Source organism: bacterium SCSIO 12696 (assembly GCA_024397955.1).
In the GTDB taxonomy this organism is placed as follows: domain Bacteria; phylum Pseudomonadota; class Gammaproteobacteria; order Pseudomonadales; family Porticoccaceae; genus SCSIO-12696.
On sequence record CP073744.1, the window covers coordinates 569,185 to 592,111 of the forward strand.

22 protein-coding genes and 1 tRNA gene are annotated in these 22,927 nt (G+C 50.1%); 13 read left to right on the forward strand and 10 right to left on the reverse strand.

The features are described from left to right. Positions 1–90 precede the first annotated feature (90 nt). Entirely contained in the window at positions 91–669 is a 579-nt protein-coding gene (gene maf / locus KFE80_02640; protein ID UTW45827.1) for a septum formation inhibitor Maf, read from the forward strand. Here maf and KFE80_02645 read toward each other — a convergent pair. Beyond that, entirely contained in the window at positions 666–1,325 is a 660-nt protein-coding gene (locus KFE80_02645; GenBank protein ID UTW45828.1) for an HAD-IIIA family hydrolase, read from the reverse strand. The genes maf and KFE80_02645 overlap by 4 nt on opposite strands. Before the next feature lie 41 nt (positions 1,326–1,366). Beyond that, the gene (gene rluC / locus KFE80_02650) at positions 1,367–2,377 is read right to left on the reverse strand and encodes a 23S rRNA pseudouridine(955/2504/2580) synthase RluC (protein UTW45829.1); all 1,011 of its coding nucleotides are present in this window, start codon (positions 2,375–2,377) and stop codon (positions 1,367–1,369) included. 609 nt (positions 2,378–2,986) lie between these two features. On the opposite strand from rluC, the gene rne reads away from it, so the two are divergent. Further along, complete coding sequence (rne, locus tag KFE80_02655; GenBank protein ID UTW45830.1) at positions 2,987–5,818, forward strand: ribonuclease E; 2,832 nt, start codon at positions 2,987–2,989, stop codon at positions 5,816–5,818. Positions 5,819–5,890: 72 nt separating this feature from the next. Then, positions 5,891–5,981, forward strand: a tRNA-Ser gene (locus KFE80_02660). 140 nt (positions 5,982–6,121) lie between these two features. Here KFE80_02660 and KFE80_02665 read toward each other — a convergent pair. Beyond that, the gene (locus KFE80_02665) at positions 6,122–7,399 is read right to left on the reverse strand and encodes an alpha/beta hydrolase (protein ID UTW45831.1); all 1,278 of its coding nucleotides are present in this window, start codon (positions 7,397–7,399) and stop codon (positions 6,122–6,124) included. A gap of 48 nt (positions 7,400–7,447) precedes the next feature. Then, positions 7,448–9,265, reverse strand: a complete 1,818-nt coding sequence (locus tag KFE80_02670; protein ID UTW45832.1) for a DUF885 domain-containing protein — start codon at positions 9,263–9,265, stop codon at positions 7,448–7,450. A 191-nt stretch (positions 9,266–9,456) separates the two neighbouring features. Between KFE80_02670 and KFE80_02675 the strand changes: the two genes are divergently transcribed. The 10 genes from KFE80_02675 (at position 9,457) to maiA (ending at position 17,844) form a co-directional block, all read left to right on the forward strand. Beyond that, positions 9,457–10,125 carry a Bax inhibitor-1/YccA family protein gene (locus tag KFE80_02675; protein ID UTW45833.1) on the forward strand — a complete coding sequence of 223 codons (669 nt, stop codon included), beginning with the start codon at positions 9,457–9,459 and terminating at the stop codon, positions 10,123–10,125. 51 nt (positions 10,126–10,176) lie between these two features. After that, positions 10,177–10,572, forward strand: coding sequence for a sulfurtransferase complex subunit TusD (gene tusD, locus KFE80_02680; protein ID UTW45834.1), 396 nt, complete (start codon positions 10,177–10,179; stop codon positions 10,570–10,572). 3 nt (positions 10,573–10,575) lie between these two features. Further along, positions 10,576–10,935 (forward strand): sulfurtransferase complex subunit TusC, encoded by a 360-nt coding sequence (gene tusC, locus KFE80_02685; protein ID UTW45835.1) that lies wholly within the window; start codon positions 10,576–10,578, stop codon positions 10,933–10,935. Beyond that, the gene (gene tusB / locus KFE80_02690) at positions 10,932–11,207 is read left to right on the forward strand and encodes a sulfurtransferase complex subunit TusB (GenBank protein ID UTW45836.1); all 276 of its coding nucleotides are present in this window, start codon (positions 10,932–10,934) and stop codon (positions 11,205–11,207) included. The genes tusC and tusB overlap by 4 nt, the downstream gene beginning before the upstream one ends. After that, positions 11,207–11,539 carry a TusE/DsrC/DsvC family sulfur relay protein gene (locus tag KFE80_02695; protein ID UTW45837.1) on the forward strand — a complete coding sequence of 111 codons (333 nt, stop codon included), beginning with the start codon at positions 11,207–11,209 and terminating at the stop codon, positions 11,537–11,539. The genes tusB and KFE80_02695 overlap by 1 nt, the downstream gene beginning before the upstream one ends. Before the next feature lie 80 nt (positions 11,540–11,619). Further along, positions 11,620–13,152: a sigma 54-interacting transcriptional regulator gene (locus KFE80_02700; GenBank protein ID UTW45838.1), complete on the forward strand. Its 1,533-nt coding sequence runs from the start codon at positions 11,620–11,622 to the stop codon at positions 13,150–13,152. 162 nt (positions 13,153–13,314) lie between these two features. Next, complete coding sequence (gene hppD / locus KFE80_02705) at positions 13,315–14,394, forward strand: 4-hydroxyphenylpyruvate dioxygenase (GenBank protein UTW45839.1); 1,080 nt, start codon at positions 13,315–13,317, stop codon at positions 14,392–14,394. Between the two features lie 62 nt (positions 14,395–14,456). Continuing rightward, on the forward strand, positions 14,457–15,770 hold the full coding sequence (gene hmgA / locus KFE80_02710) for a homogentisate 1,2-dioxygenase (GenBank protein UTW45840.1): 1,314 nt from the start codon (positions 14,457–14,459) through the stop codon (positions 15,768–15,770). A gap of 39 nt (positions 15,771–15,809) precedes the next feature. Continuing rightward, positions 15,810–17,123, forward strand: coding sequence for a fumarylacetoacetase (gene fahA / locus KFE80_02715; GenBank protein ID UTW45841.1), 1,314 nt, complete (start codon positions 15,810–15,812; stop codon positions 17,121–17,123). Positions 17,124–17,196: 73 nt separating this feature from the next. Continuing rightward, complete coding sequence (gene maiA, locus KFE80_02720; protein UTW45842.1) at positions 17,197–17,844, forward strand: maleylacetoacetate isomerase; 648 nt, start codon at positions 17,197–17,199, stop codon at positions 17,842–17,844. Here the strand turns inward: maiA and KFE80_02725 are convergent. From KFE80_02725 to sucC, 6 genes are all read right to left on the reverse strand, one after another. Next, entirely contained in the window at positions 17,823–18,329 is a 507-nt protein-coding gene (locus tag KFE80_02725; protein UTW45843.1) for a hypothetical protein, read from the reverse strand. The two genes, maiA and KFE80_02725, sit on opposite strands and share 22 nt — an antisense overlap. An 18-nt stretch (positions 18,330–18,347) precedes the next feature. Further along, complete coding sequence (locus KFE80_02730; protein ID UTW45844.1) at positions 18,348–19,010, reverse strand: alpha/beta fold hydrolase; 663 nt, start codon at positions 19,008–19,010, stop codon at positions 18,348–18,350. An 80-nt stretch (positions 19,011–19,090) separates the two neighbouring features. Continuing rightward, positions 19,091–19,942, reverse strand: a complete 852-nt coding sequence (locus KFE80_02735) for a hypothetical protein (GenBank protein UTW45845.1) — start codon at positions 19,940–19,942, stop codon at positions 19,091–19,093. A 30-nt stretch (positions 19,943–19,972) separates the two neighbouring features. Beyond that, complete coding sequence (locus KFE80_02740) at positions 19,973–20,689, reverse strand: hypothetical protein (protein UTW45846.1); 717 nt, start codon at positions 20,687–20,689, stop codon at positions 19,973–19,975. 155 nt (positions 20,690–20,844) lie between these two features. Then, positions 20,845–21,717: a succinate--CoA ligase subunit alpha gene (gene sucD / locus KFE80_02745; GenBank protein UTW45847.1), complete on the reverse strand. Its 873-nt coding sequence runs from the start codon at positions 21,715–21,717 to the stop codon at positions 20,845–20,847. 15 nt (positions 21,718–21,732) lie between these two features. After that, positions 21,733–22,899, reverse strand: coding sequence for an ADP-forming succinate--CoA ligase subunit beta (gene sucC / locus KFE80_02750; protein ID UTW45848.1), 1,167 nt, complete (start codon positions 22,897–22,899; stop codon positions 21,733–21,735). Positions 22,900–22,927: the final 28 nt, after the last annotated feature.

Genomic DNA, 22,927 nt, shown 5'->3' on the forward strand with positions numbered 1-22,927 from the left:
AATGGCATAAGTCAAAGAGATTTCAGCGTTTTTTCGGCTTATTCAGGGTTACAATTCCCACCTTTAAATAGCTTGGGGCAAACGCCGCTGATGACCGACCTTATTCTCGCTTCTTCCTCCCCTTATCGGCGCAATTTGCTGACTCGCTTGGGATTGCCATTTGAGCATTGCTCGCCGGATATCGACGAATCCCCTCTTGCTGATGAAGCCCCGAAAACGCTGGCAGCACGACTGTCCCAGCAAAAAGCCCAAGCCGTTGCCGAGACTTACTCAAATAGCGTCATTATTGGTTCGGATCAGGTGGCCGAGTGCAGCGGAGAGTTCCTAAGCAAACCACAACAATTTGAGGCTGCCTGCGAGCAGCTGCGCCGACAGTCTAGCCAGAGAGTTACCTTTTATACCGGCCTCTGTGTATTGGATACCCGGAACAATCACTCTCAAGTGGATGTGGTGATTACTCAAGTGCAGTTTCGCCAGCTAAGCGATAACGACATCGTTTGTTACTTAAACAAGGAAAAACCCTTTAACTGCGCGGGAAGCTTTAAAGTGGAGCAGCTGGGTATTGCTCTGTTTGAGTCTGTGGGAAGCCAGGACCCAACCGCCTTGGAAGGTTTGCCACTTATTCGCCTGTGCCAAATGCTGCGCCAGGCCGGCTTTCAGCTACCCTAGGGTTTCAAATTGCGGATAGCGTCTGCTACCTGAGAAAAGCAATCCACCACTGCAAATGGCTGGTGTTTTTGCAATCGGGTCGAATCGTGAGCGCCATAGCTGACACCCAGCCCAGGCACACCGGCACGGCAAGCCATTTCCAGGTCGTATTCGGTATCCCCCACCATAACTGCCTGTTCGGGCTGGACAGCAAATTCCGTCAACAGCTCTTCAATCATTTGCGGGTGCGGCTTGGAACGAGTTTCATCCGCGCAGCGGCTGCCGTGAAAAAAATCGCCCAGGCCCTTTTCCGCCAACACCCGATTCAAGCCCCGGCGACTCTTACCGGTAGCGACCGCCAGCTGATGGCCGGCATCCCGCAACTCCTGCAGGGACTCCATCACATAAGGGTAAAACGGCGATGGCACTTTGTCGTTCGCCATAAAATGCTGGGAGTAAGCGGTTTTCAGTTGCTCAATTTTTTGTTGGTCGTCGATGATTGCCGGGTAAAGAACGGCAATGGCTTCCCGCAATCCGAGGCCAACAATATTCTTTACCTCGTCAGTGCTCGGCGGCGTTAAATTGCCATCCTCTGCGGCCCGCTGCATGCAAAAGGCAATGCGGTGGAGGGAATCACTGAGGGTACCATCCCAGTCAAAAATCAGCAGTTTGGCCATCAATAAATTTCCAATAAAAATTATTAAATCAAATTATTAGATTATTTTTTTGAAGTTGATTCTAAATTAGCCAGAGGCTTTGCCAGCTCATCAGGCAAGGGCGCCTCCACGCGACAGCGCTCTCCGCCTTGGGATAGCTGGAATTCAAGGTGGCTGGCGTGCAGGAACATCCTCTCAAGGCCAACGGATTTCACGTACTCATTAAAGTCTTCATCGCCGTACTTGTTGTCACCCGCTAAAGGGTGATTGGCAAACTGACTGTGAACCCGAATTTGGTGGGTACGACCAGTTTCCAGGCGTGCCTCAACCAAGGTCGCTCGCGAGTAACGGCGAGATACTGTGAAGTGGGTGATCGATGGCTTGCCATCTGGGGATACCCGCACCACCCGCTCGCCGGACTTTACTTCGTTTTTGCGCAGCGGCACATCAATTCGACGTCGATCCGATGGCCAGCGCCCTTTGACCAGCGCGGTATAAACCTTGGTCACTTGATTGTGGCGCATTTGATCCTGAAGCCAGCGCAAGGCACTGCGCTTTTTGGCCAGCAAAATACAGCCGGATGTATCCCGATCCAGACGGTGCACCAATTCAAGAAAGGGCTGCTCGGGACGCATTGCTCGCAACGACTCAATCAAGCCCAGGTTAATGCCACTACCCCCATGCACTGCCAAGCCTGCGGGCTTATTGATCACCAGAATACGCTCATCTTCATAGAGAATGCTGTCTGCCAAGAGCTTTTGCAGGCCAACCCCCGGCCCTGCCAGCGCTGGTCGCTCAGACACTCTGACCGGGGGAATGCGTACCTGGTCGCCTTCATTGAGTCGGGTTTCAGGTTTTACCCTGCCTTTGTTAACCCGCACCTCCCCTTTCCGCAACAGGCGATATATCCGCGACTTGGGAACACCCTTGAGGCGAGACATCAAAAAGTTGTCTACTCGTTGGCCGTGCTGATCCTCACTGACCGTGACAAAGCGTACGCTGCTATTGGTGGAGGTGTTGTTGGAGGATTGACTGGACACGGCATTCAGTGTGGGTTGCTTAAGCGGCCGCATTCTAGCAGGTAATCACGCAACTATCCGTGGTTTGGTGACTCTTTCTTCTTTATATTGAAGGAGTTAGCAATTGCTGATATAGTCCCCAGCCGCATTGGCTACCATTTGAGACCAGTGCAAGTAAATGACGGCATCGCCTCAACGCAAATAAGCGACGGCCCTGCCCTCAACCGGATTTTAACCCCCTGCTGCCAATAATGGCCCAGGGGTTGAAGAAAACCGCACATCGGGTGCGGAGCATACACAGAGAGCAAACAGATTTTTTTGTCATTGGCTATAACGCCCTGACACAACCGATGGCGAGTGCGCCAGGTACTGCAAATATCCCACGATTAAGGTGAAAATCAGTAACAACCGCTGCAAATGGCAGCAAAGCGCGCGACCAATATAAATGAAGACATCGGCTAAGCAACAGAGAATACAAGCGACTCATCAACACAGATACAGATGACTACAGCACCTAGAAGCACATACAGCCTGCATTAAAATGCACGCCAACACTGCCGTTAATTGCGACAGTGTTGGGATATTGCTTCCTCTGCCCTGCCACCCGTTTGCCCTGCCCGTAAGCCCCGCCTGCTGTGCGTTAACACGTACACAGGAAACACAATGAAACGCATGCTAATCAATGCAACTCACCCGGAGGAGTTGCGCGTGGCCATGGTTGATGGCCAGAAGTTATACGATCTCGATATCGAAAATCGCACTCGCGAACAGAAAAAAGCCAACATTTATAAAGGTAAAATCACTCGGGTTGAACCCAGCCTGGAAGCCGCCTTTGTGGATTACGGTTCCGAGCGTCACGGCTTTTTGCCGCTGAAGGAAATTGCCAAAGAGTACTTCAGTAAGCAACCCAACGAGATTCAGGGCCGCATCCGTATCCAGGACGTGGTTAAGGAAGGCGTTGAAGTTATCGTTCAGGTGGAAAAAGAGGAGCGCGGCAACAAAGGAGCAGCACTGACCACCTTTATCAGCTTGGCGGGTCGCTACCTGGTGTTAATGCCCAACAACCCTCGCGCTGGCGGTATCTCACGCCGCATTGAAGGGGAAGAGCGCTCCGAATTGCGCGAGGCCATGCGCGATTTGAATATTCCCAAAGGCATGGGTGCTATCGTGCGCACCGCCGGCATTGGCCGCTCCGCCCAGGAACTGCAATGGGACTTGGATTACCTGGCTCAGCTGTGGACCACCATCAAGGAAGAGGCAGATAATTCCAGCGCGCCGCACTTTCTGTTCCAGGAAAGCAACATCATTATCCGCGCCATTCGCGATTACCTGCGCCCGGACATTGGCGAAGTCATCATCGACAACAAAGGTGCTTGCGACCTGGCCCGTGCTTTTATTCAGCAGGTGATGCCCAATTTCCACAGCAAGATTCGCGACTACGAAGACAGTATACCGCTGTTTACCCGCTACCAGGTGGAAAATCAGATTGAGACCGCTTTCCAGCGGGAAGTGAAGCTACCCTCTGGCGGCTCTATCGTGATTGACCCCACCGAGGCGATGATCTCCATCGATATCAACTCCGCTCGCGCCACCAAAGGCAGTGATATCGAAGAAACTGCGTTCCAAACCAACCTGGAAGCGGCGGATGAGATTGCCCGCCAGTTGCGCCTCAGAGACGTGGGCGGTTTGATCGTCATCGACTTTATCGACATGAACTCCAGCCGCCACCAGCGCGAAGTGGAAAACCGCATGCGCAATGCTCTGGATCTGGACCGGGCACGGGTGCAAGTAGGCAAAATTTCGCGCTTCGGCTTGCTGGAAATGTCTCGCCAGCGGCTGCGCCCTTCGCTGGAGGAAACCACCTCCAAAGTATGCCCCCGCTGTAGTGGTCAGGGCACCATTCGCGGCACCCGCTCATTGGCGCTATCAATTTTGCGTTTGGTGGAAGAAGAAGCCCAAAAAGAATACAGCGTAGAGATTCGCGCCATTACGCCAGTAGAAATCGCTACCTTCCTGCTCAATGAAAAACGCGGTGAAATCAGCGAAATAGAAACTCGCAACAATATCCGTGTAGTGGTGATTCCCAACAATCACATGGATACGCCACACTTCGAAGTGCAGCGCTTGCGTGAGCAAGACGGTGTCAGCAAAGAATACAGCTATGTATTGGCCGACAGCATCACTCCAGAGAGTATTACCAGCGACACGCTGGCAGCTCCAGCGGCTCCGGCTGAACTGCCAAAGCCCGCTGTTCAAGGTATGGTGCGTACCGCCCCTGCCCCCGTCCAGGAAAACAAGCCAGCCAAAGCACCTAAGAAAGCTGAAAAGCCAGGATTGTTAAAGCGTATTCTCAATGCCCTGTTTGGCGACAAAGAGGAAGAGAAAAAAGGCCGCAACAATAAAGGTAAGGGGCGCTCGCAACAGGCCCGAAACCGCCACAATCAAAACCGTCGCGGCGGCCAAAACCGCAATCGCCGAGGTGGTCAGCAGAATCGCAACCGCCAGCAGCAGGCGCAAGGCAAAGACAATCGCAATAAGCAAGGTCGTGAACAAAACCGCAACCAGAATCGGGATAACCGCCGCAAGAACGAGCAGCGCAGCACCCAGGCTCAAGGGCGCGACAATCGCAACCAAAAGCAGAATGCAGCGCAAGAGCAACAGCAGCAGGCTCCACAACAAAAAGCCAATGAGCAGGGCGGCAACAAGCAGCAACGTCCACCCCGCCGCAGCAGTGGTGAGCGCCGCCCACCGCGCCGCAAGCGTGAACGCCGTCCGGTAGCGCCGGAACTGCTTGAAATGACCGCAGTAAACCCCGCAGTAGCTGAAACAGACAAGGTAGAGGCACCAGTAGAAGCGGCACCAGCTGCTGAAACTCAAGCTCCCAAAGCCGAAGTACAGCAACCTGTTGTTGAGACTGCCACTGACACCGAGCAAAACGCTGTTAATACCCAGCAAACTGCGGTTGAAGAGCCTCAATCGACAGTTGAGGTAAACGACACTGCCGATGAAGCATCCAGCGTACAAGTGGATGCTGACAAAGCTGAAGCGGCTGTGAGTGAACAAGAAGCCAGCGTTGATTCGGAAGCTGAGGTAAGTGAAGAAACCCAGCAACAACAGACTGAAGAAAATAGCGCCCCTGCCCCTGCCCCCGCTGAAGCGACAGAGCCAAACGTTGAAGCGGAGCAGGCAGCTGAAGCTCAAACAGAAGCCGCCACTGAGGTTGAGCAAGAAACAACGGCGACTGAAGAGACAGAAACCACTCAGGCGACCGAAGAACCTAGCCAGGAAGATAGTGAGCCGGCTCGACCCAGTAACGATCCGCGCAAAAACCCGCGCAAGGTTGCCAAAGTGGAAGTGACTTCAGTAGAAGTTAAAGCCGCTGCATCCGAAGCTCTGGATACCAGCAAACCCGCCCCGGTCACCGCCGTTGCCAGCGACTTCACTCGCCCGGCCAACGACCCTCGGGCTAAACGCCAAGACAGCGCGGCGAACTAATAAAAAGGCACAAGCGTATGCGCAATTGACGCTTGTGCCTTTTGTTTTACCCGCTATAATTGCGCACCTTACGGAGGGATGGCTGAGTGGTTGAAAGCACCGGTCTTGAAAACCGGCATAGGTTAATAGCCTATCTAGGGTTCAAATCCCTATCCCTCCGCCATACAAAAAAGGCCACCTGATTAGGTGGCCTTTTTTGTATGGCGGAGACAATAGTATGTAGTTTAAATCATCACTCATGCATTGGCAGGATAAAGAAATTTATGGCACTACATATAGCTAAATCTTATTTCTACCCAGCGCCTAGTGTTCAGAGCTGCCCGCATATGGAGGCTTAAGAACTCCCTTTGACCAATCAGCCATTAGGTCATAATACTTGTCGGTGACACGAATAAAATATCTTGAGCCATCTGGCTGCTGCTCATATTCCCACATTCCGTGATCTACCTTTGGGAAAACAAATACAGTTATATCTTTCTTTTCACTTCTCAGTATTTGCAGTCGATCCAGAGTCGTCGAGATTGGAGCTTCTCGATCATCTTCAGCAAGAGCCCATAGCTGGGGCACGTCGACCTCACGAAGAACTTTCATGGGTTTAACTGACCAGTCAATATCAAGCCGGTCGAACATGGGAATCCCTTTTTCACGAAGCTCATTAGACGAGATACCAAGAATTACGCCAGTAAAGCCACCCCGTATCATTGGAAACCACTCTTCATCAGCGTATAGCTTCCTAAGACTATCAAGGTCATTCAAGCCGTCTTGATATCCAGATACAGCAAGACGAGCTGTTACATCTGTTATGCCCTTCGCCTTGGCGATTACGTCGCTACCATAACCCGCCTCTCGAAGCTCTAATGCAACTTGTGATGCGTCTTCCTCCAAAATATCAACGACCAATCCATAACCTACCCCAATAAAATCTGCTCCCGTTCGGTCAGCCGCCAGTGGTGCAATCCAACCACCTTGGCTAAAACCCAGAAGGCCAAATCGTTTGAAACGATGTTTCGCAAGTCGCTTGGCTTCCTGAGAAGCCGCTACCAAATCATCAGCAAGCCGGGGGAAGTTCTGCGAATAAATACCTTTTGATTTTCCGGTTCCGCGTTTATCGTAAACGAATACCGATACGCCACGTCCAACAAGTTGGTAGGGGTAACTCGCAGCTTCTATCCAGCCTAATTCTTCTGAGCCATGCGCTAATACAACTAGAGGGGTTTCAGCATTTGCAAATAAGGGCTCAATAAGTTGCCCCGCTAGCGCAACTCCGTTGGCATCAAAAGTAGTGTCAGTGATTTGAAGAGAGCGTTTTTTCCATACCCTTGAGCCTTCAGTGCGAACGGAGTTATCTCCACACTCGAACGAAACATCTTCATTAACTTTGCCCCACCGACCATCGCTGTAAGAGTAACGAAAATTATTGTCACGGCGAGTGACGGCAACAAATTCGTCACCCAGTTCATACAAACCCACTTCACAAACAGCAGGTGTAAACACCAATTTTTCATCTGACGGCTCTTTGCTGCTACATGTACAAGCAACAAGAGCTCCTACAAAAATGCCAATAACAATTCGTAAGCACATAATGGCCTCTAGGCAACCACTTAAATCAAGTTAGGTGTTTAGGTACGCCTACTTTTGCGCCCCTACCCAGCGCTTAATTTTTTCTTCGAGCACGTTGAGTGGTACTGGGCCATCTTTTAACACTTCATCATGGAAGCCGCGAATATCAAACTGCTCTCCCAGCTGCTCTCTTGCCCAAGCTCTCAGTTCCATAATTTTAAGCTTGCCGATCATGTAAGCAGTCGCCTGGCCGGGCATGGCAATATAGCGTTCGATAGCTTTTACTGCGTCATTCTGCGGGTTTGGCGTATTGTCGGTCAGGTATTGTATGGCCTCTTCCCTAGTCCATTTTTTGCTGTGAATGCCGGTGTCGACTACCAGGCGGCAAGCGCGCCACAGCTCCATGGCAAGCCGCCCAAAATCTGAATAAGGATCTTGGTAAAAACCCATATCTTTGGCCAGCTCTTCGGTGTAAAGCCCCCAGCCTTCTGTATAAGCCGTAAAAGAAACGTATTTTTGAAATTCCGGTATGCCATCCAATTCCTGGGTAATCGTCCTTTGCATGTGATGGCCAGGAATACCTTCGTGGAACGCCAGCGCTTCCATTTGATAAATAGGCATACTGTTCATGTCGTACAGATTTGCGTAATAAATGCCGGGGCGGCTACCGTCTTTTGCCGGACTTTGGTAGAACGCCTTACCTGCTGACTTTTCTCGAAAAGCCTCAACTCGTTTAACGATCATGTCCGCTTTGGGCTGTAGGCCAAAATACTCGGGAATGACTTCGCGCATTTTCGCTACCCATTCGGCAGCTTCTGTGAGATAGCGCTGACGTCCCTGCTCCGTGTTCGGGTAGTAAAATTGCTGATCGGCACGCATAAAATCAAAGAACTCGTTGAGCGACCCCTCAAAGCCCACAGTTTGCATAATGTCACGCATCTGCTTGTGAATGCGCTGGACATGCTGCAAACCAAGTTCATGGACCTCATTAGCGGTTAGGTCGGTCGTGGTAAACCAAGCCAGCCGGTTGGCATACCATTTGTCGCCATCGGGCAGGCGCCACACTCCGTCACCAGCTGGTGTCAGGGAGCGCTGTCTGGTCAGCTCTTTAATGATGTTTTCATAGGCTGGTTTAACCGATGTTAGTAAAGCGTCCTTCGCCTTCTGCTTAAGCTTGTCAGCTTGCTTACTATCCAGTTCAAGCGTATCGACTTTGTGGTTAAAGTCACTCCAAATGGTCGATAGGCTCTCGGAGTCATCAAAAGGTTGGCCGCTAATGACATTGCGCGAAGCGACAATCATTTGGTCATAAGACCACTTGGGCGGAAAAACGCCTTTCGCTTCCCTAAGGCGCAACTGGTCAACCACTTGATTAAACAACGGGGCTACTTTCTCCAGCCTTGAAACGTAAGCTTCAGCATCGGAAAGCTCAGTTACTCGGTGAATATTGATCAAAAAACTCGGAACTCGAGTATGCCAGGCACGAAACTGGTGCATGATGTAAGTGTGGTGCCTGAACTCATCGTTGTTTTCAGAGCGTTCAAGCGCCAGACGGTTGATGGTCAAACTCAGCTTTTCTTTGTCATTGAGCTGGTTTTGGTCAAACTGGCTGATTGCCTGTAATCGCTGACGTCTTTTTTGAGCATCAGCATCAGCCTTTACTTCGGTAATGGTGTTCCACTTGTCGTAGTCCCACTTATAACCCAGATAGCTCTGTCGCATAGGGGAGTCTTTGAGATCCTGCTCGAAATTTTTGGCAAAAAAATCCGTCAATCGGGCTGATTCCGACAGGTTTTCGCTTTGACTCGCAGTTTCTTGCTCAGGAGAACAGGCGCTTAAAGCAATAACCATTAAAACTATAGGGAAAAGAGAGTTAAACCGTTTCATAAATGTTCCTGCTGTTTCCACCATGGCAAGGAAATTCCTTGCAGCTCATGTCTTTTCGTTAAGTTGACCCTGTTTTACCCGCTCAGCCTGAATATAACAACCTCAAGACAGAGTAAATGAAGGTTAATTTCCCTTGATTTAGCGATTTGGGTTTGTATGATGAGCACAGTATTTACGCACTGGAGGCTGAAATGGCTGAACAACACTACACAACCGCAACTACGGCGCCTCGCGGCATTGAGTCCGCGGGCGAAATCAGCAAAGTATTGAAAAATACATACCTATTGCTGGCAACTACTATCGCTTTCAGCGCCATCACCGCTGGCATTGCGATGGCCGTGAACGCGCCCTATTTCGGGCTTTGGACGCTGTTGCCTTACATCGTCTGCCTTTGGATGGTGGAGAAGAACAAGAATAGCGCTGCAGGGCTTTTCTGGGTGTTTGCACTTACAGGTTGGTTAGGATTTAGTCTAGGCCCAATCCTGAATGCCTTTGTTGGCGCTGGCGCTGGCGAAACTATTACCCTGGCTCTGGGTGGCACCGCCCTCATTTTCTTTGCTACCTCAGGGTATGTATTAATCACCCGCAAAGACTTATCTTTTATGGGTGGTTTTTTGATGACCGGTATTTTGGTGGCATTTATTGCTGCTATTGCTAACTTCTTCTTGCAGATTCAAGGCATGCATTTGGCCATCAGTTGCATGTTCCTTGTTCTTTCTTCCGGTATCATCATGTGGCAAACCAGCCGCATTATTCATGGCGGTGAAACAAATTATATTTCAGCCACTGTTACCCTATACGTAATGATCTACAACATCTTTACGTCTTTGCTCAGCCTGATAGGAATGGGCGACGACTGATCTTCAAAAGCCCGGTTCGCCGGGCTTTTTCTTGACCGCCTGTTACCCCTCATGAAATTCTCCTTAATCGTTTTGGGCGCCCCCGGCAGTCACCAATCGGCCTATTCCGCGTTTCAGTTCGCATCGGCGGCCGTTGCCGGTGGCCATCAAATATACCGGGTGTTTTTCTATCATGACGGGGTTCATGCGGGTTCTGGGTTGCTGACATCGCCACAGGGCGAACCGGATCTGGAGCAGCAGTGGCAACAGTTCAGTAATGAACACCATATCGAACTCACCGTTTGCATTGCCTCGGCATTGCGGCGTGGCATCGTGGACAAGGTAGAAGCGGAGCGCTACGAATACCCTGCCAGCAATTTGAATGAGCCCTATTTCCGCTTACAGGGGCTCGGCGAACTTGCCGATGCTGCCATTCAATCCGATCGTTTGATCACCTTTGGGCGTTAACCGATGAGCAAACCGTTGTTATTTGTTTTTCGCTGCCCACCTTACGGCTCAAGTCTGGCCCGCGAAGGGCTGGAAGCGGCGCTGGCCACCGCTTCTCTGGGGCAAACGGTTTCTGTGCTATTTATGGACGACGGTGTATGGCAATTGGTTCAACAGCAGGCCACTGTTATCGAGCAAAAAAATATTTCGGCCATGGCATCCGCACTCCCCCTGTACGGTGTTGAGCAGTGCTTTGTGGACAAACAATCACTGACTGTTCGCCAGCTGGACGCAGAAACTATCGGCACCGACGTGATTCCACTCGACACAGCCGCGGTGCAATCTTTGTTGGCCAATAACAATCATCATATTGTGAGCTTTTGATGATTCTCCACACTGTAAACAAATCTCCGTTCAGCAACAGCGCTTATCACAGCTGCCTGCGTCTTGCTGCACCAGAAGACGTTATCTTGTTGCTGGAGGACGGTGTCTATGGGGCATTAACAGATATGCCAGCTGGGCAAATCTGCGCGTTAAAGAACGATGTTCAAGCCCGTGGCCTGCTGGAAAAAATTCCTGAAAAAGTGGTTTTGGTGGGCTATTCAGAATTCGTTCAAATGGCCTGTGAGGCCAGCGCCGTGCAGAGTTGGTACTGATGGCTTTGCAAGTAGGTCAGTCGCTAATCTCCACCGATAAGGAAGGGTTTCTAGTCAATCTAGAAGACTGGTCTGAGGAGGTTGCCGAGCTGCTGGCAGAGGCAGAAGGCATTTCACTGACAGACAATCATTGGGAGATTCTGCACCTGTTACGCAAGTTTCAAGAGCAGTTTGATCTGTCTCCTCCTATGCGTCCACTGGTGAAATACGTCACTCAGAAGCTGGGGCCAGAAAAAGGCCGGAGCATTTATTTGACTCAATTGTTCCCCCCGAATCCCGCCAAGATTGCCAGCAAACTCGCTGGCCTACCCAAGCCGGAGGGCTGCCTGTAGCTGATTAAAATGTAAGTTGCGGTAGCCCATCTGTAAAGAAATCAATACAATCGCTTTATTGTTTCTTGCAGAGTACTCCCATGCGTTTACAAGTCAGCTGTAAAAACCGCCAGGGCATTGCCTTGGAAATACTTGAAACTTTGGCGCGTCACCACATTGATTTACGAGGTATTGAAGTCAGCCGGGACGGACAGATTTACCTGCGATTTCAAAACCTCGATTTCGACGCCCTGCAAAAGCTGATGCCACAAATACGTCGCATCGAAGATGTCAGCGACGTGGTATTGGTACCCTACATGCCCCTTGAGCGAGAACAGGGGGAAATTCATACTCTGTTACACACTCTCCCCGATCCGGTTATCTCCATCGACCAGGAAGGCAATATCACTGTTGCCAACGAAGCGGCTCTCAGCCTGTTAAAAATGACCATGGATGAAGCCAGGGGCAAGCACATCAAGCAATGGTTAAAAGGTTTTAACCTCGCTCAGTGGTTAAACACACCACAACCCACAGACTGCCAACTGGAATTTGCCGGCTATCCTTATCTGGCCAACATCAACCCCATTAGTGTGAACGACGAAACGGACAATGCTTTTGCTGGTGGTGTTGTTGTGTTTAAAAACGCAGCGCAATTGGGGCGGCAAATAGCCGCCTGGAGCAAACACATGGGGCACTTCGAGTTTATTCAAGCCAAAAGCCCTGGGATGAAGCGTTTATTGCGCCAGGCTCGAAAGATTGCCGAACTGGACTCCCCTCTTCTTATCACCGGAGAGACTGGCACTGGCAAGGAGCTGCTTGCCAGGGCTTGCCATCAGCACAGCTTGCGCAGTGAGCAACCCTTTCTGACCATCAATTGTGCCGGACTCCCTGAAGACGCAGCTGAAAGCGAGCTATTTGGCGCTGTTAGCCCCGACGGCAATGTACACAAGGGGGTGTTTGAAGTTGCAGCCAGTGGCACAGTATTTTTGCAGGAAGTAGCGGAGCTGCCACTGCCTTTACAGGCCAAATTTCTTCGTTTGTTGCAGAACGGCAGTTATCGCCGTGTGGGTAGCGAAGAAGAACTCTCTAGCCAAACACGGGTTATCTGTTCAACCCAGCAAAAGCTGCCAGAACTGTGCGAACAGCGCCAGTTCCGTGACGACCTTTACCACCGACTCAGTGCTCTGATATTAGATATACCGCCATTGCGGGATCGCAGCGAAGACATTATGCCACTGGCTCGCCACTTCTTACGCCAATACAACAGCGCTAGCCGCAGCCGCCTGAACCTGTCCACACTGTCAAAAACCATTCTTGAGCGCTACCAGTGGCCGGGCAATGTACGCCAGCTTAAAAACGCTATTCAGCAGGCAGCTTCAGTAGCCCAAGGGGTGGTTATCGAACCTGAGAACTTTCAATTACCTGGCTATGCAGAACAATGGGGGCTTGTGAACAGGGAGCATGTCACCACACTGGAAGCGGCTGTAAAAGGCTATGAAGCTGAACTTTTACAACGCCTGTACCCCGCCTACCCCTCCTCTCGAAAACTGGCTCAGCGACTGGGCATATCGCACACAGCCATTGCCAATAAACTTCGCGACTACGGCATTGGAAAACCACAAAAAGAACAATAAAAACAATAAAAACAATAAAAACAATAATCTAAAGTTTTTAATGTACAAATATATTTACAAAATACAAAAATTATAAGTCGGTAGTTTTGCGGTAAAAAGTGAGCAATAACAGCGCCCTTTTGCGACACTTTTACATCTTAACCACGCAATTAAGGGCATCCAATGAGCGTAGAACTCGCTGCAGAAAACCCCCTCGGCACCGATGGGTTTGAATTTGTTGAATATACAGCTCCCTCCGCTGAGGGTATTGGCCAGTTAAAAGAGTTGTTTCAACTGCTGGGATTTTCTGAAGTGGCGAAACACCGCAGCAAAGAGGCGTGGTTGTTTAAACAGGGTGACATCAACTTTATTGTTAACGCACAGCCTTCATCGCAAGCCGCGGAGTTTGCGGCCAAACACGGCCCCAGTGTTTGTGGCATGGCTTTTCGCGTAAAAGACGCTGCCACTGCTCACCAATACGCTCTGGAGAACGGCGCCAAACTGTTTACATCCGATATTGGAGCTATGGAGCTGCATATTCCCGCGGTATATGGCATTGGCAACAGCACTCTGTATTTTGTGGATCGCTATGGCGATAACGGCGAAATCTATGACATAGACTTTAAATTCTACGAGGGTTGGCAAGACACTGTCGCCGCCAATGAAGGTGGCCTGTTGGATCTGGATCACCTTACCCATAACGTACAGCAGGGCAATATGGGCAAGTGGGCCAGCTTCTATGAAAATATCGGCAATTTCCGGGAAATCCGCTACTTCGATATCACGGGTAAGCAGACCGGACTGGTATCCAAGGCCATGACTGCCCCCTGCGGCAAAATTCGTATTCCCATCAACGAATCCTCTGATGACAAATCCCAGATTGAGGAATACCTGAAGGAATACAATGGAGAAGGCATTCAGCATATCGCCCTATCCACCGAAGACATTTACCAGACTGTGCGTAACCTCCGCGCCAAAGGCATGGACTTTATGCCCACCCCAGACACTTACTACGAGAAAGTAGATAGCCGAGTTAAAGGCCATGGAGAAAATATCGACGATATGCGTGAACTGCAAATTCTGGTGGATGGCGATCCAGAATCCAGTGGTATTCTGCTACAGATTTTTACCCAAACTGTTATTGGTCCGGTGTTCTTTGAAATCATTCAGCGCAAAGGCAACGACGGCTTTGGTGAAGGCAATTTCCAGGCGCTGTTTGAATCCATCGAAGAAGACCAGATTCGTCGCGGTGTGCTGGACTAATTGTTGAGCCGTCATCCCCGCGCGCCTTTGACGCGCTTTTAAAAACAACAAGGAATCTTCGTATGCCCCATCAATACGACGACCTGAAATACCTCTCCGGTTTCGACAACGAACACGAAACCGAAGCCTTGCCCGGCGCCTTGCCCCAAGGCAGGTTTTCGCCACAAAAAGTGCCTTACGACCTGTACTCGGAAAAATTTACCAGCACTGCTTTCACAGCACCGCGCCACCAAAACCGCCGCACTTGGTTCTACCGCATTCGCCCATCAGTGGCTCAAGGAGAGTACCGCCAGATTGACCAAGGCCTGGTGCGCAGTGCACCCATTACCGAAGTGGTCACCCCGCCCACCATGTACCGCTGGAACCCGCTGCCGGTGCCCGCAGAGCCCACAGACTTTGTCGATGGCCTGGTAACCATGGCCGCTAATGGTGACCTGGGCAGTCAGGTCGGTATTGGTATTCACCATTACCGTATCAACCGCTCCATGGAAGACCGTTACTTCTACAACGCCGACGGCGAGCTGCTGTTTGTGCCGCAGATGGGTGCTCTGGCACTGCACACCGAATGTGGCATTCTCGCCATCAAGGCCGGCGACATTGCGGTGATTCCACGAGGCATTAAGTTCCGTGTGGAGTTGTTGGACGAACAGGCTCGTGGCTATCTGTGCGAAAACTACGGCGCTCCCATGGTGTTGCCTGAGCGCGGCCCGGTGGGTTCCGACGGCTACGCCAATGACCGGGATTTCAAATACCCGGTAGCCGCCTACGAAGACCTTGAAGGGAATTTCCAGCTGGCGTGCAAATTTGGCGGCAATCTGTTTAGTTGCGACATTGATCACTCTCCCCTGGATGTGGTGGCCTGGGTGGGCAACTCCGCACCCTACAAGTACTATCTGGAACGCTTTAACACCATGGGCACCATCAGCTACGATCACCCAGACCCGTCTATTTTTACGGTGCTGTCGTCGCCATCGGACACTGAAGGCGTAGCCAACTTGGATTTTGTGATCTTTCCACCACGCTGGATGGTGGCAGAGAATACCTTTCGTCCGCCCTGGTATCACCGCAATGTGATGAGTGAATACATGGGTCTGATTTACGGGGTGTATGACGCAAAGGAAGAAGGCTTTGTGCCAGGCGGCTCCAGTTTGCATAACTGCATGTCGCCTCATGGCCCGGAAGCAGCGGTATTTGAAAAAGCGAGCAACAGCGATCTGGCGCCAGAAAAACAACAGGCCACCATGGCCTTTATGTTTGAATCCCGCTACGTCATCCAGCCTACCAAGTACGCGCTGGAGTGTAAGCAGCGACAGCAGGATTATTTGGATTGCTGGAATGGCTTAACCAAACACTTTACCGGCAATACGGATCTGTAACCCCTTCTCAACCGGCGACAACCAATAAGAGAGTAAATAATGGCCTCCCTACTCAACGAAACCCACGATGCTTTACTAACCAGTTGGGTTGACTCCGCTCAAGGCAGCGACTTTCCCATCCAGAATCTGCCATTTTCAGTATTCCGTCGCGCGGACAGCGACGAAGAATTTCGCGGCGGCGTCGCCATTGGTGATCAAGTCATTGATATGCAGGCACTGGCCATTGCTGGGATTTTCGACAATCTGGCTCAGGAAGCCTGTGAAGCGGCTGGAGAGCCAATTCTCAACCTGCTGATGGGTATGGGAAAAGAGGCCAACTCGGCTCTGCGTCTGGCGTTATCCCACGCCTTGCGCAGTGGCTCAGACAAGCAAGCCGAGGTGGAAAAGTGCCTCGTGCCTATGACTGAGGTGGAGTATGACCTGCCCTGTGTAATCGGTGACTACACTGACTTCTACACCTCGATCCATCACGCCACTGCTGTGGGTTCCCTGTTCCGTCCGGACAATCCACTACTGCCCAACTACAAGTGGGTACCTATCGGCTATCACGGCCGCGCCTCTACCGTTGATGTATCCGGCCAGGCATTCCCGCGCCCGGTCGGTCAAACCAAAGCGCCAGATGCCGTAGAGCCCAGTTTCGGCCCCTGCAAGCGTATGGACTACGAACTGGAAATGGGTATCTACATCGGCGAAGGCAATACTCTGGGCGAGCGCGTGGATATTGAAAACGCCGAAGACCATGTATTTGGCCTGTGCCTGTTTAATGACTGGTCGGCCCGTGACCTGCAAGCCTGGGAATATCAGCCTCTGGGGCCATTTCTGGCGAAGAACTTTGCCTCTACCGTATCGCCATGGATTATCACCACCGAGGCCCTGGCACCGTTCCGTAGCGCATTTACACGCCCAGAGAACGACCCACAGCCGCTGCCCTACCTAAGCAGTGACTTCAACAATGAACATGGCAGTATGGATATTCAATTGGAATGCCTTATCGAAACCGAACAAATGCGCAGCGCCGGTGAAATCCCTGCCAAACTGTCCGAGTCCAGCTTTAAGCACAGCTACTGGACCGTGGCGCAAATGGTGGCTCACCACACCGTGAATGGCTGCGCCATGCAGCCCGGCGACCTGCTGGGCTCTGGCACCCAGTCTGGTCCAGAGCATGAAGAAGCGGGCTCCCTGCTGGAGCTGAGCCGCGGCGGCAAACAAGCCATCACCCTGCCCAACGGCGAACAACGCACCTTCCTGGAAGATGGCGACAGCGTGATTATGCGCGGCTATTGCGAGCGCGACGGCGTGGTGCGGATCGGTTTCGGCGAAGTAATTGGTACGGTACTCCCTGCTAAGCTGTAATCGTTTAGACAAGACAGACATGCCAGCAGTTTGTTGGTAAACAGCTAATAACACTCAAAGAATGGGACGAAAAATGAAACTCTACGGCTACTGGCGATCCTCCGCTGCTTACCGGGTTCGCATCGCTCTCAATTTAAAAGGTGTGAACTACGAACAGGAGTCCGTCCACCTGGTTAAAGACGGTGGCCAGCAGTTTAGCGCTAGCTACACAGAGCTAAATCCAGCACAGCTGATACCGACGCTGGTGGATGGCGATTTGGTTATTAACCAATCCATGGCCATCCTCGGCTATATTGAAAACCGCTACCCCACTCCTCCCTTACTGCCAGAAAATTATGCGGAACGTGCGCAAGTATTGGCTCTAGCCTACGATATCGCCTGCGACATTCATCCCCTATGCAACTTGCGTATTCAAAAATACATCACTGGTGAGCTGAATGCCAATGAAAGCCAGAAGCTAAACTGGATTCACCAATGGATTGGTAAAGGCTTTTCCTCGTTAGAGATACGGGCAAAACAATATGGCAGCAAAGGTGCCTTTTTATTCGGCGACAAGTTGACACTGGCCGATGTGGTACTGGTTCCGCAGATTTATAACGCGTTGCGGTTTAAGCTCGATATGAATAGATATCCAATACTGAATTCGATTTGGGAACACTGCAATACGTTGGGCGCGTTTGATAAAGCACTGCCAGAAAATCAGTCGGATGCGGTTGGATAAGACCTTGGGCGTGCCATGAAAAGAATTTCATGCAGGCAGCCCATTCTACCTTCTGGCTCAGGAGCCCCAGCCGCATCTTCTATATACAAACCTAAATTTTTATGGTCTTTCGAATAATAGCCTGTGTCATCAACTGCATAACAAAAATTAAATGCTAAGCCTCCTGCTTCATGCATTACTAATTCTGATATTTCTTCAGGTGTTACACCTTTCTTTATTAATTTTTCAGTAATAGGTACATAGGGTTCAAACTGACGAAACTCAACTTCTTCTGCCCATTTTCTATAACGAGAAATAGACTCTGGTGTATACCTATCTGGAGTAAACTTGCCTATGTACTCCCACAGACCATAAAGAAAAAGAAACTCCACAATATCTTCTTCTTTATATTCAGAAGCGTAAGTCCATTGCTCTGGACATTGAATATCCAACTTTTCCACAAGGCTTTTAAATTCATCAAGTGTTTTCGGAAAAGATATTTCCATAATGCTAAGTACTATGAATTATTGCTTCAAAACAGATGCCAACCACTCCCCAATATCCAAAATCTCCGGCAAGCTGACATTGTGTTCGATAGGATAGGTTTTGTAACCCACTGAATAGCCTTTGCTACGCAACAACTGATTGGCTTTTTGCCCCAGCAATTCCGGCACCACCGGGTCGCGAGTGCCGTGCATTATTTGAATAGGCAAACTCTTATTGGCCTCGGAAAATTCGATATCGTCGGCGGTGGCAAAGTACGTGGATAGCGCTAGCAAACCTCCTAGTGGCTTTCCATATCGCAGTGCTAATTCGTAGGCCACCGCTCCACCCTGGGAAAAGCCCGCAAGAATAATATTGCGGCTATCGATGCCCTGCTCTACTTGCTGCTCCACTAGCTTTTCTACAGCGTCTGCAGAGGCACGCAATTGCGCAGCATCCACTTTGCGGTCGATATTCATTTCCAAAATATCGTACCAGGCAGGCATAACGTAGCCGCCATTGATAGTAACCGGCATTTCTGGTGCATGGGGAAAGACAAACCGTACCGCCAGCTCTTGTGGCAACTTTAATTCCGGCACTACCGGCTCAAAGTCGTGGCCACTCGCACCCAGGCCATGAAGCCAGATAACTGCAGCATTGGGGTTGGGGGCAGTTTCAACTTGGATGTATGGAATGACAGACATAGAAATAAAATTATCAAAATATTCACATATAGCCAAAATCCTACTTAAAGGCTGTGGCTGGCTATAAGTCAGAAATGCATTTATTCAAAGTATAATGGCGCTGACTTAACTTCGTCGCGCAAAGTGAAAAACACCACTCGTTCATCATTAATAGATATAACCTTGCCTCGCTCAACTTTCTTTTGGCTGTCTTCGAGATATCTTAATGTCTCAGATTTTTCTTTTTGACCACTATCGTACAAACCTTCTGAAAAGTTTGAAGCCATAGCAAGGGTTCTTGAAAACATAGATTTAAATATATCTATTAGGTGCGACTGCTCAGAGGAATGGACCCCCGTAAGGTCCATAGAATTTTCGTCTGAAATGTAGATGGCTGTGACTTTAATTTTTTTCGAACTTGGATTGCTAGACTGACTAAAAGAAACTTCACTTTTAAGAGTTAAAGAATTTTTCTTGTCAGACATGTAAAACACAGGAGATACTTCTGCAACCCAAGAGTTTTCAGCTGGCTCTTTAAGACTGTAAGGAAAGGCCTCAATGACTTTGCCAGAATCCAATTTAAGTGAGCTTGGTACTAGTGCATCAAAGCTCGTCTGATTTGTAACGCCTTGGTATGACTCCCACACTTTGTTCGCACGTTCCTGTTTCTCTTTCTTTCTGGCCTTCTGGACACCGGAATTTATAGCCGCATGTGTCAGCACCGAAGCTAGAAATGCTGCACCGTTTTGACCTGGATACATAATTGATCCAGATCGCCCATCTTCTTTTGTTCGATCAATTTTTCCTAAAAAAAGGGGCTTTTCAGGGTGCATATTTTTGACATACAGCCTATCAAACGGAGGGACCGGCAATATCGAAATATTTTCTTGTTTCTTTACGCCGGAACAACCAGATGTAAGAACAATGCCGATTAGAAGAATTGCAAACCTCATAAGCCCCTCCCTTTTTGTATAGCTACTAACTCAGTCTTCGCTTTGACTAACAGGTTCTACAGCGCGAAAAGGAGAAAGAATTTCATCCTTACCCTGCTCAATAACCTGATAGAAAGCATTTGTGAGGCCTGGATAGCTTGGCTTTTCCTTCCAATCACCTTCAGCACTTCGATATATGCTAATAGGCTTATACCAGCGATAGGCATTTGTTTCTAAGTCAACCATGTAAGCTGTACCTAAGAGAACGGCTTGAGGATCACCAGTCGGAACATAAGATGCATACCCTCTATGAACTCCGATAGCATTTATGTCTATGACAAGCAAGCTGCCGATATCATATTTTTTCTTGAAAGAGGAAAAGTTTTTCTTAGCAAAGTTTAGCTCTTTGGTCTTATGTTTGGGTAATTTACGAAAGTTGATACTTTCTTCTATTGGAACTACCGAGCTCCCAACTCTGCTGATTTCATTATTTAGGCCCTCAGCGACTGTGAGAAAATCATCCGCTGACAATGATTTAACATGAGCTGTAAGGGCTGTATGCGCGGCAGAGGCAACGCCTATGCACAGCAGGCAGTCAGCACCAGGGAAACCGGTATTAACTTCAGGAAGCTTGTCAATGTATATACCAACTTTTTCACCTCTCACTAATTCCCCATGTGAGAGAGAAACTGGGTATTGAGGATTGGTGGCGCATGCGGTCAAGAATAGAGTAGCTACAGATGCCAATAAGCATAAAAATTTTTTCATGTTTACTCCTTGATTATATTTTAAATTCCTATTTGCAAGGAAAGCTTTATAACGAACAACCAGTCAAGTTTTTATGTGTTTGAAACGGGCCTGCATTATATTAATTAAGACTTTACCATTAAAAAAAAGGGCAGCTCAAGCTGCCCTTTTTTTATTTACCAACCGGTAATTTCCTTCAAACCTTCGCCAATGTCCGCCAGGCTTCGAACGGTTTTTACTCCGGCATCCTGCAGGGCAGCGAATTTCTCGTCGGCAGTGCCTTTACCACCGGAAATGATGGCACCGGCGTGGCCCATGCGCTTTCCGGGAGGTGCAGTAACACCAGCAATGTAAGAAACCACGGGCTTGCTAACATTCTCTTTAATGTAAGCTGCCGCCTCTTCCTCAGCGGTACCACCGATTTCACCAATCATTACGATGGCTTCGGTAGCCGGATCTTTTTCAAACATTTCCAGAATGTCGATAAAGTTGGAGCCGGGAATCGGGTCGCCGCCAATACCCACACAGGTAGACTGACCAAAACCGAAGTCGGTGGTTTGTTTAACCGCTTCGTAGGTCAAAGTACCAGAGCGAGAAACGATACCCACTTTACCGGGCTGGTGAATGTGGCCAGGCATAATACCAATTTTACATTCGCCTGGAGTGATAACGCCGGGGCAGTTAGGGCCGATCAGGCGCGCGCCCAGTTCGTCACACTTAACCTTGGCTTCCAACATATCCAGAGTTGGGATGCCTTCGGTGATGCACACAATCAGCTTGATGCCTGCATTGGCCGCTTCCAGGATGGAGTCCTTACAGAACGGCGCAGGTACGTAGATAACGGACGCTTCTGCACCAGTTTCTGCAACCGCATCGGCAACAGTGTTAAACACAGGCAAGCCCAAGTGCTGTTGACCGCCTTTGCCGGGAGTTACACCGCCAACCATATTTGTGCCGTATTCAATGGCTTGCTCAGAGTGGAAAGTGCCCTGGGCGCCAGTAAAGCCCTGGCAGATTACTTTGGTGTCTTTGTTAATCAAAATACTCATGGTCTACTTCTCCACTCAGTTGCCAGCAGCGGCTTTTACCGCTTGCTGTGCTGCATCGGTCAGGCTGGTTGCGGCAATGATGTTGAGGCCACTGTCTGCCAATACCTTGGCGCCCAGTTCGGCGTTGTTGCCTTCCAGACGAACTACCACAGGCACTTGTACGCCCACTTCTTCAACCGCACCGATTACGCCTTCGGCAATCAGGTCACAGCGCACGATGCCGCCAAAGATATTGATCAATACCGCTTCCACGCTGTCGTCAGAGAGAATGATCTTAAAGGCTTCGATAACGCGCTCTTTGGTAGCGCCGCCACCTACGTCAAGGAAGTTGGCAGGCTGACCACCGTGCAGTTTAACGATGTCCATGGTGCCCATGGCCAGGCCAGCACCGTTCACCATACAACCGATGTTACCGTCCAACGCTACGTAGTTCAGGTCCCACTGGGCAGCGTGTGCTTCGCGAGCGTCTTCCTGAGAAGGGTCGTGCATTTCTTTAACCGCTTTCTGGCGGTACAGGGCGTTGGAGTCGATGACGATTTTGGCGTCCAGGCAGTGCAGGTTGCCTTCGTCAGTGATTACCAGCGGGTTGATTTCCAACAGCGCCAGATCTTTTTCTTCGAACATTTTTGCCAGACCCAGGAAGATTTGGGTGAATTGCTTCACCTGCACACCTTCCAGACCCAGACGGAATGCCAGGTCGCGGCCTTGGTAAGGCTGAGCACCTACCAGCGGATCGACTTCTGCCTTGAGGATTTTCTCAGGGGTTTCTTCCGCCACTTTCTCGATCTCTACACCGCCTTCAGTAGAGGCCATGAAAACGATACGGCGAGTGGAACGGTCAACTACCGCACCCAGGTACAGCTCGTTGGCGATATCGGTGCAAGTTTCCACCAGGATACGGCTCACAGGTTGGCCGTTGGCGTCTGTCTGGTAAGTCACCAGGTTCTTGCCCAGCCATTGTTTGGCAAAGGCTTCTACGTCGTCGTAGTTGGAAACCAGTTTTACACCGCCGGCTTTGCCGCGGCCACCAGCGTGTACCTGGGCTTTAACTACCCAGGTGTCGCCACCGATTTCTTTTGCAGCCGCCACCGCTTCAGCGGCAGTTTCGCAGGCAATGCCCGCAGAAACTGGCAAACCGTATTCGGCAAACAGCTGCTTCCCTTGATATTCGTGTAGGTTCATATCATTAAATCTCTGTTGAACGTGAGAT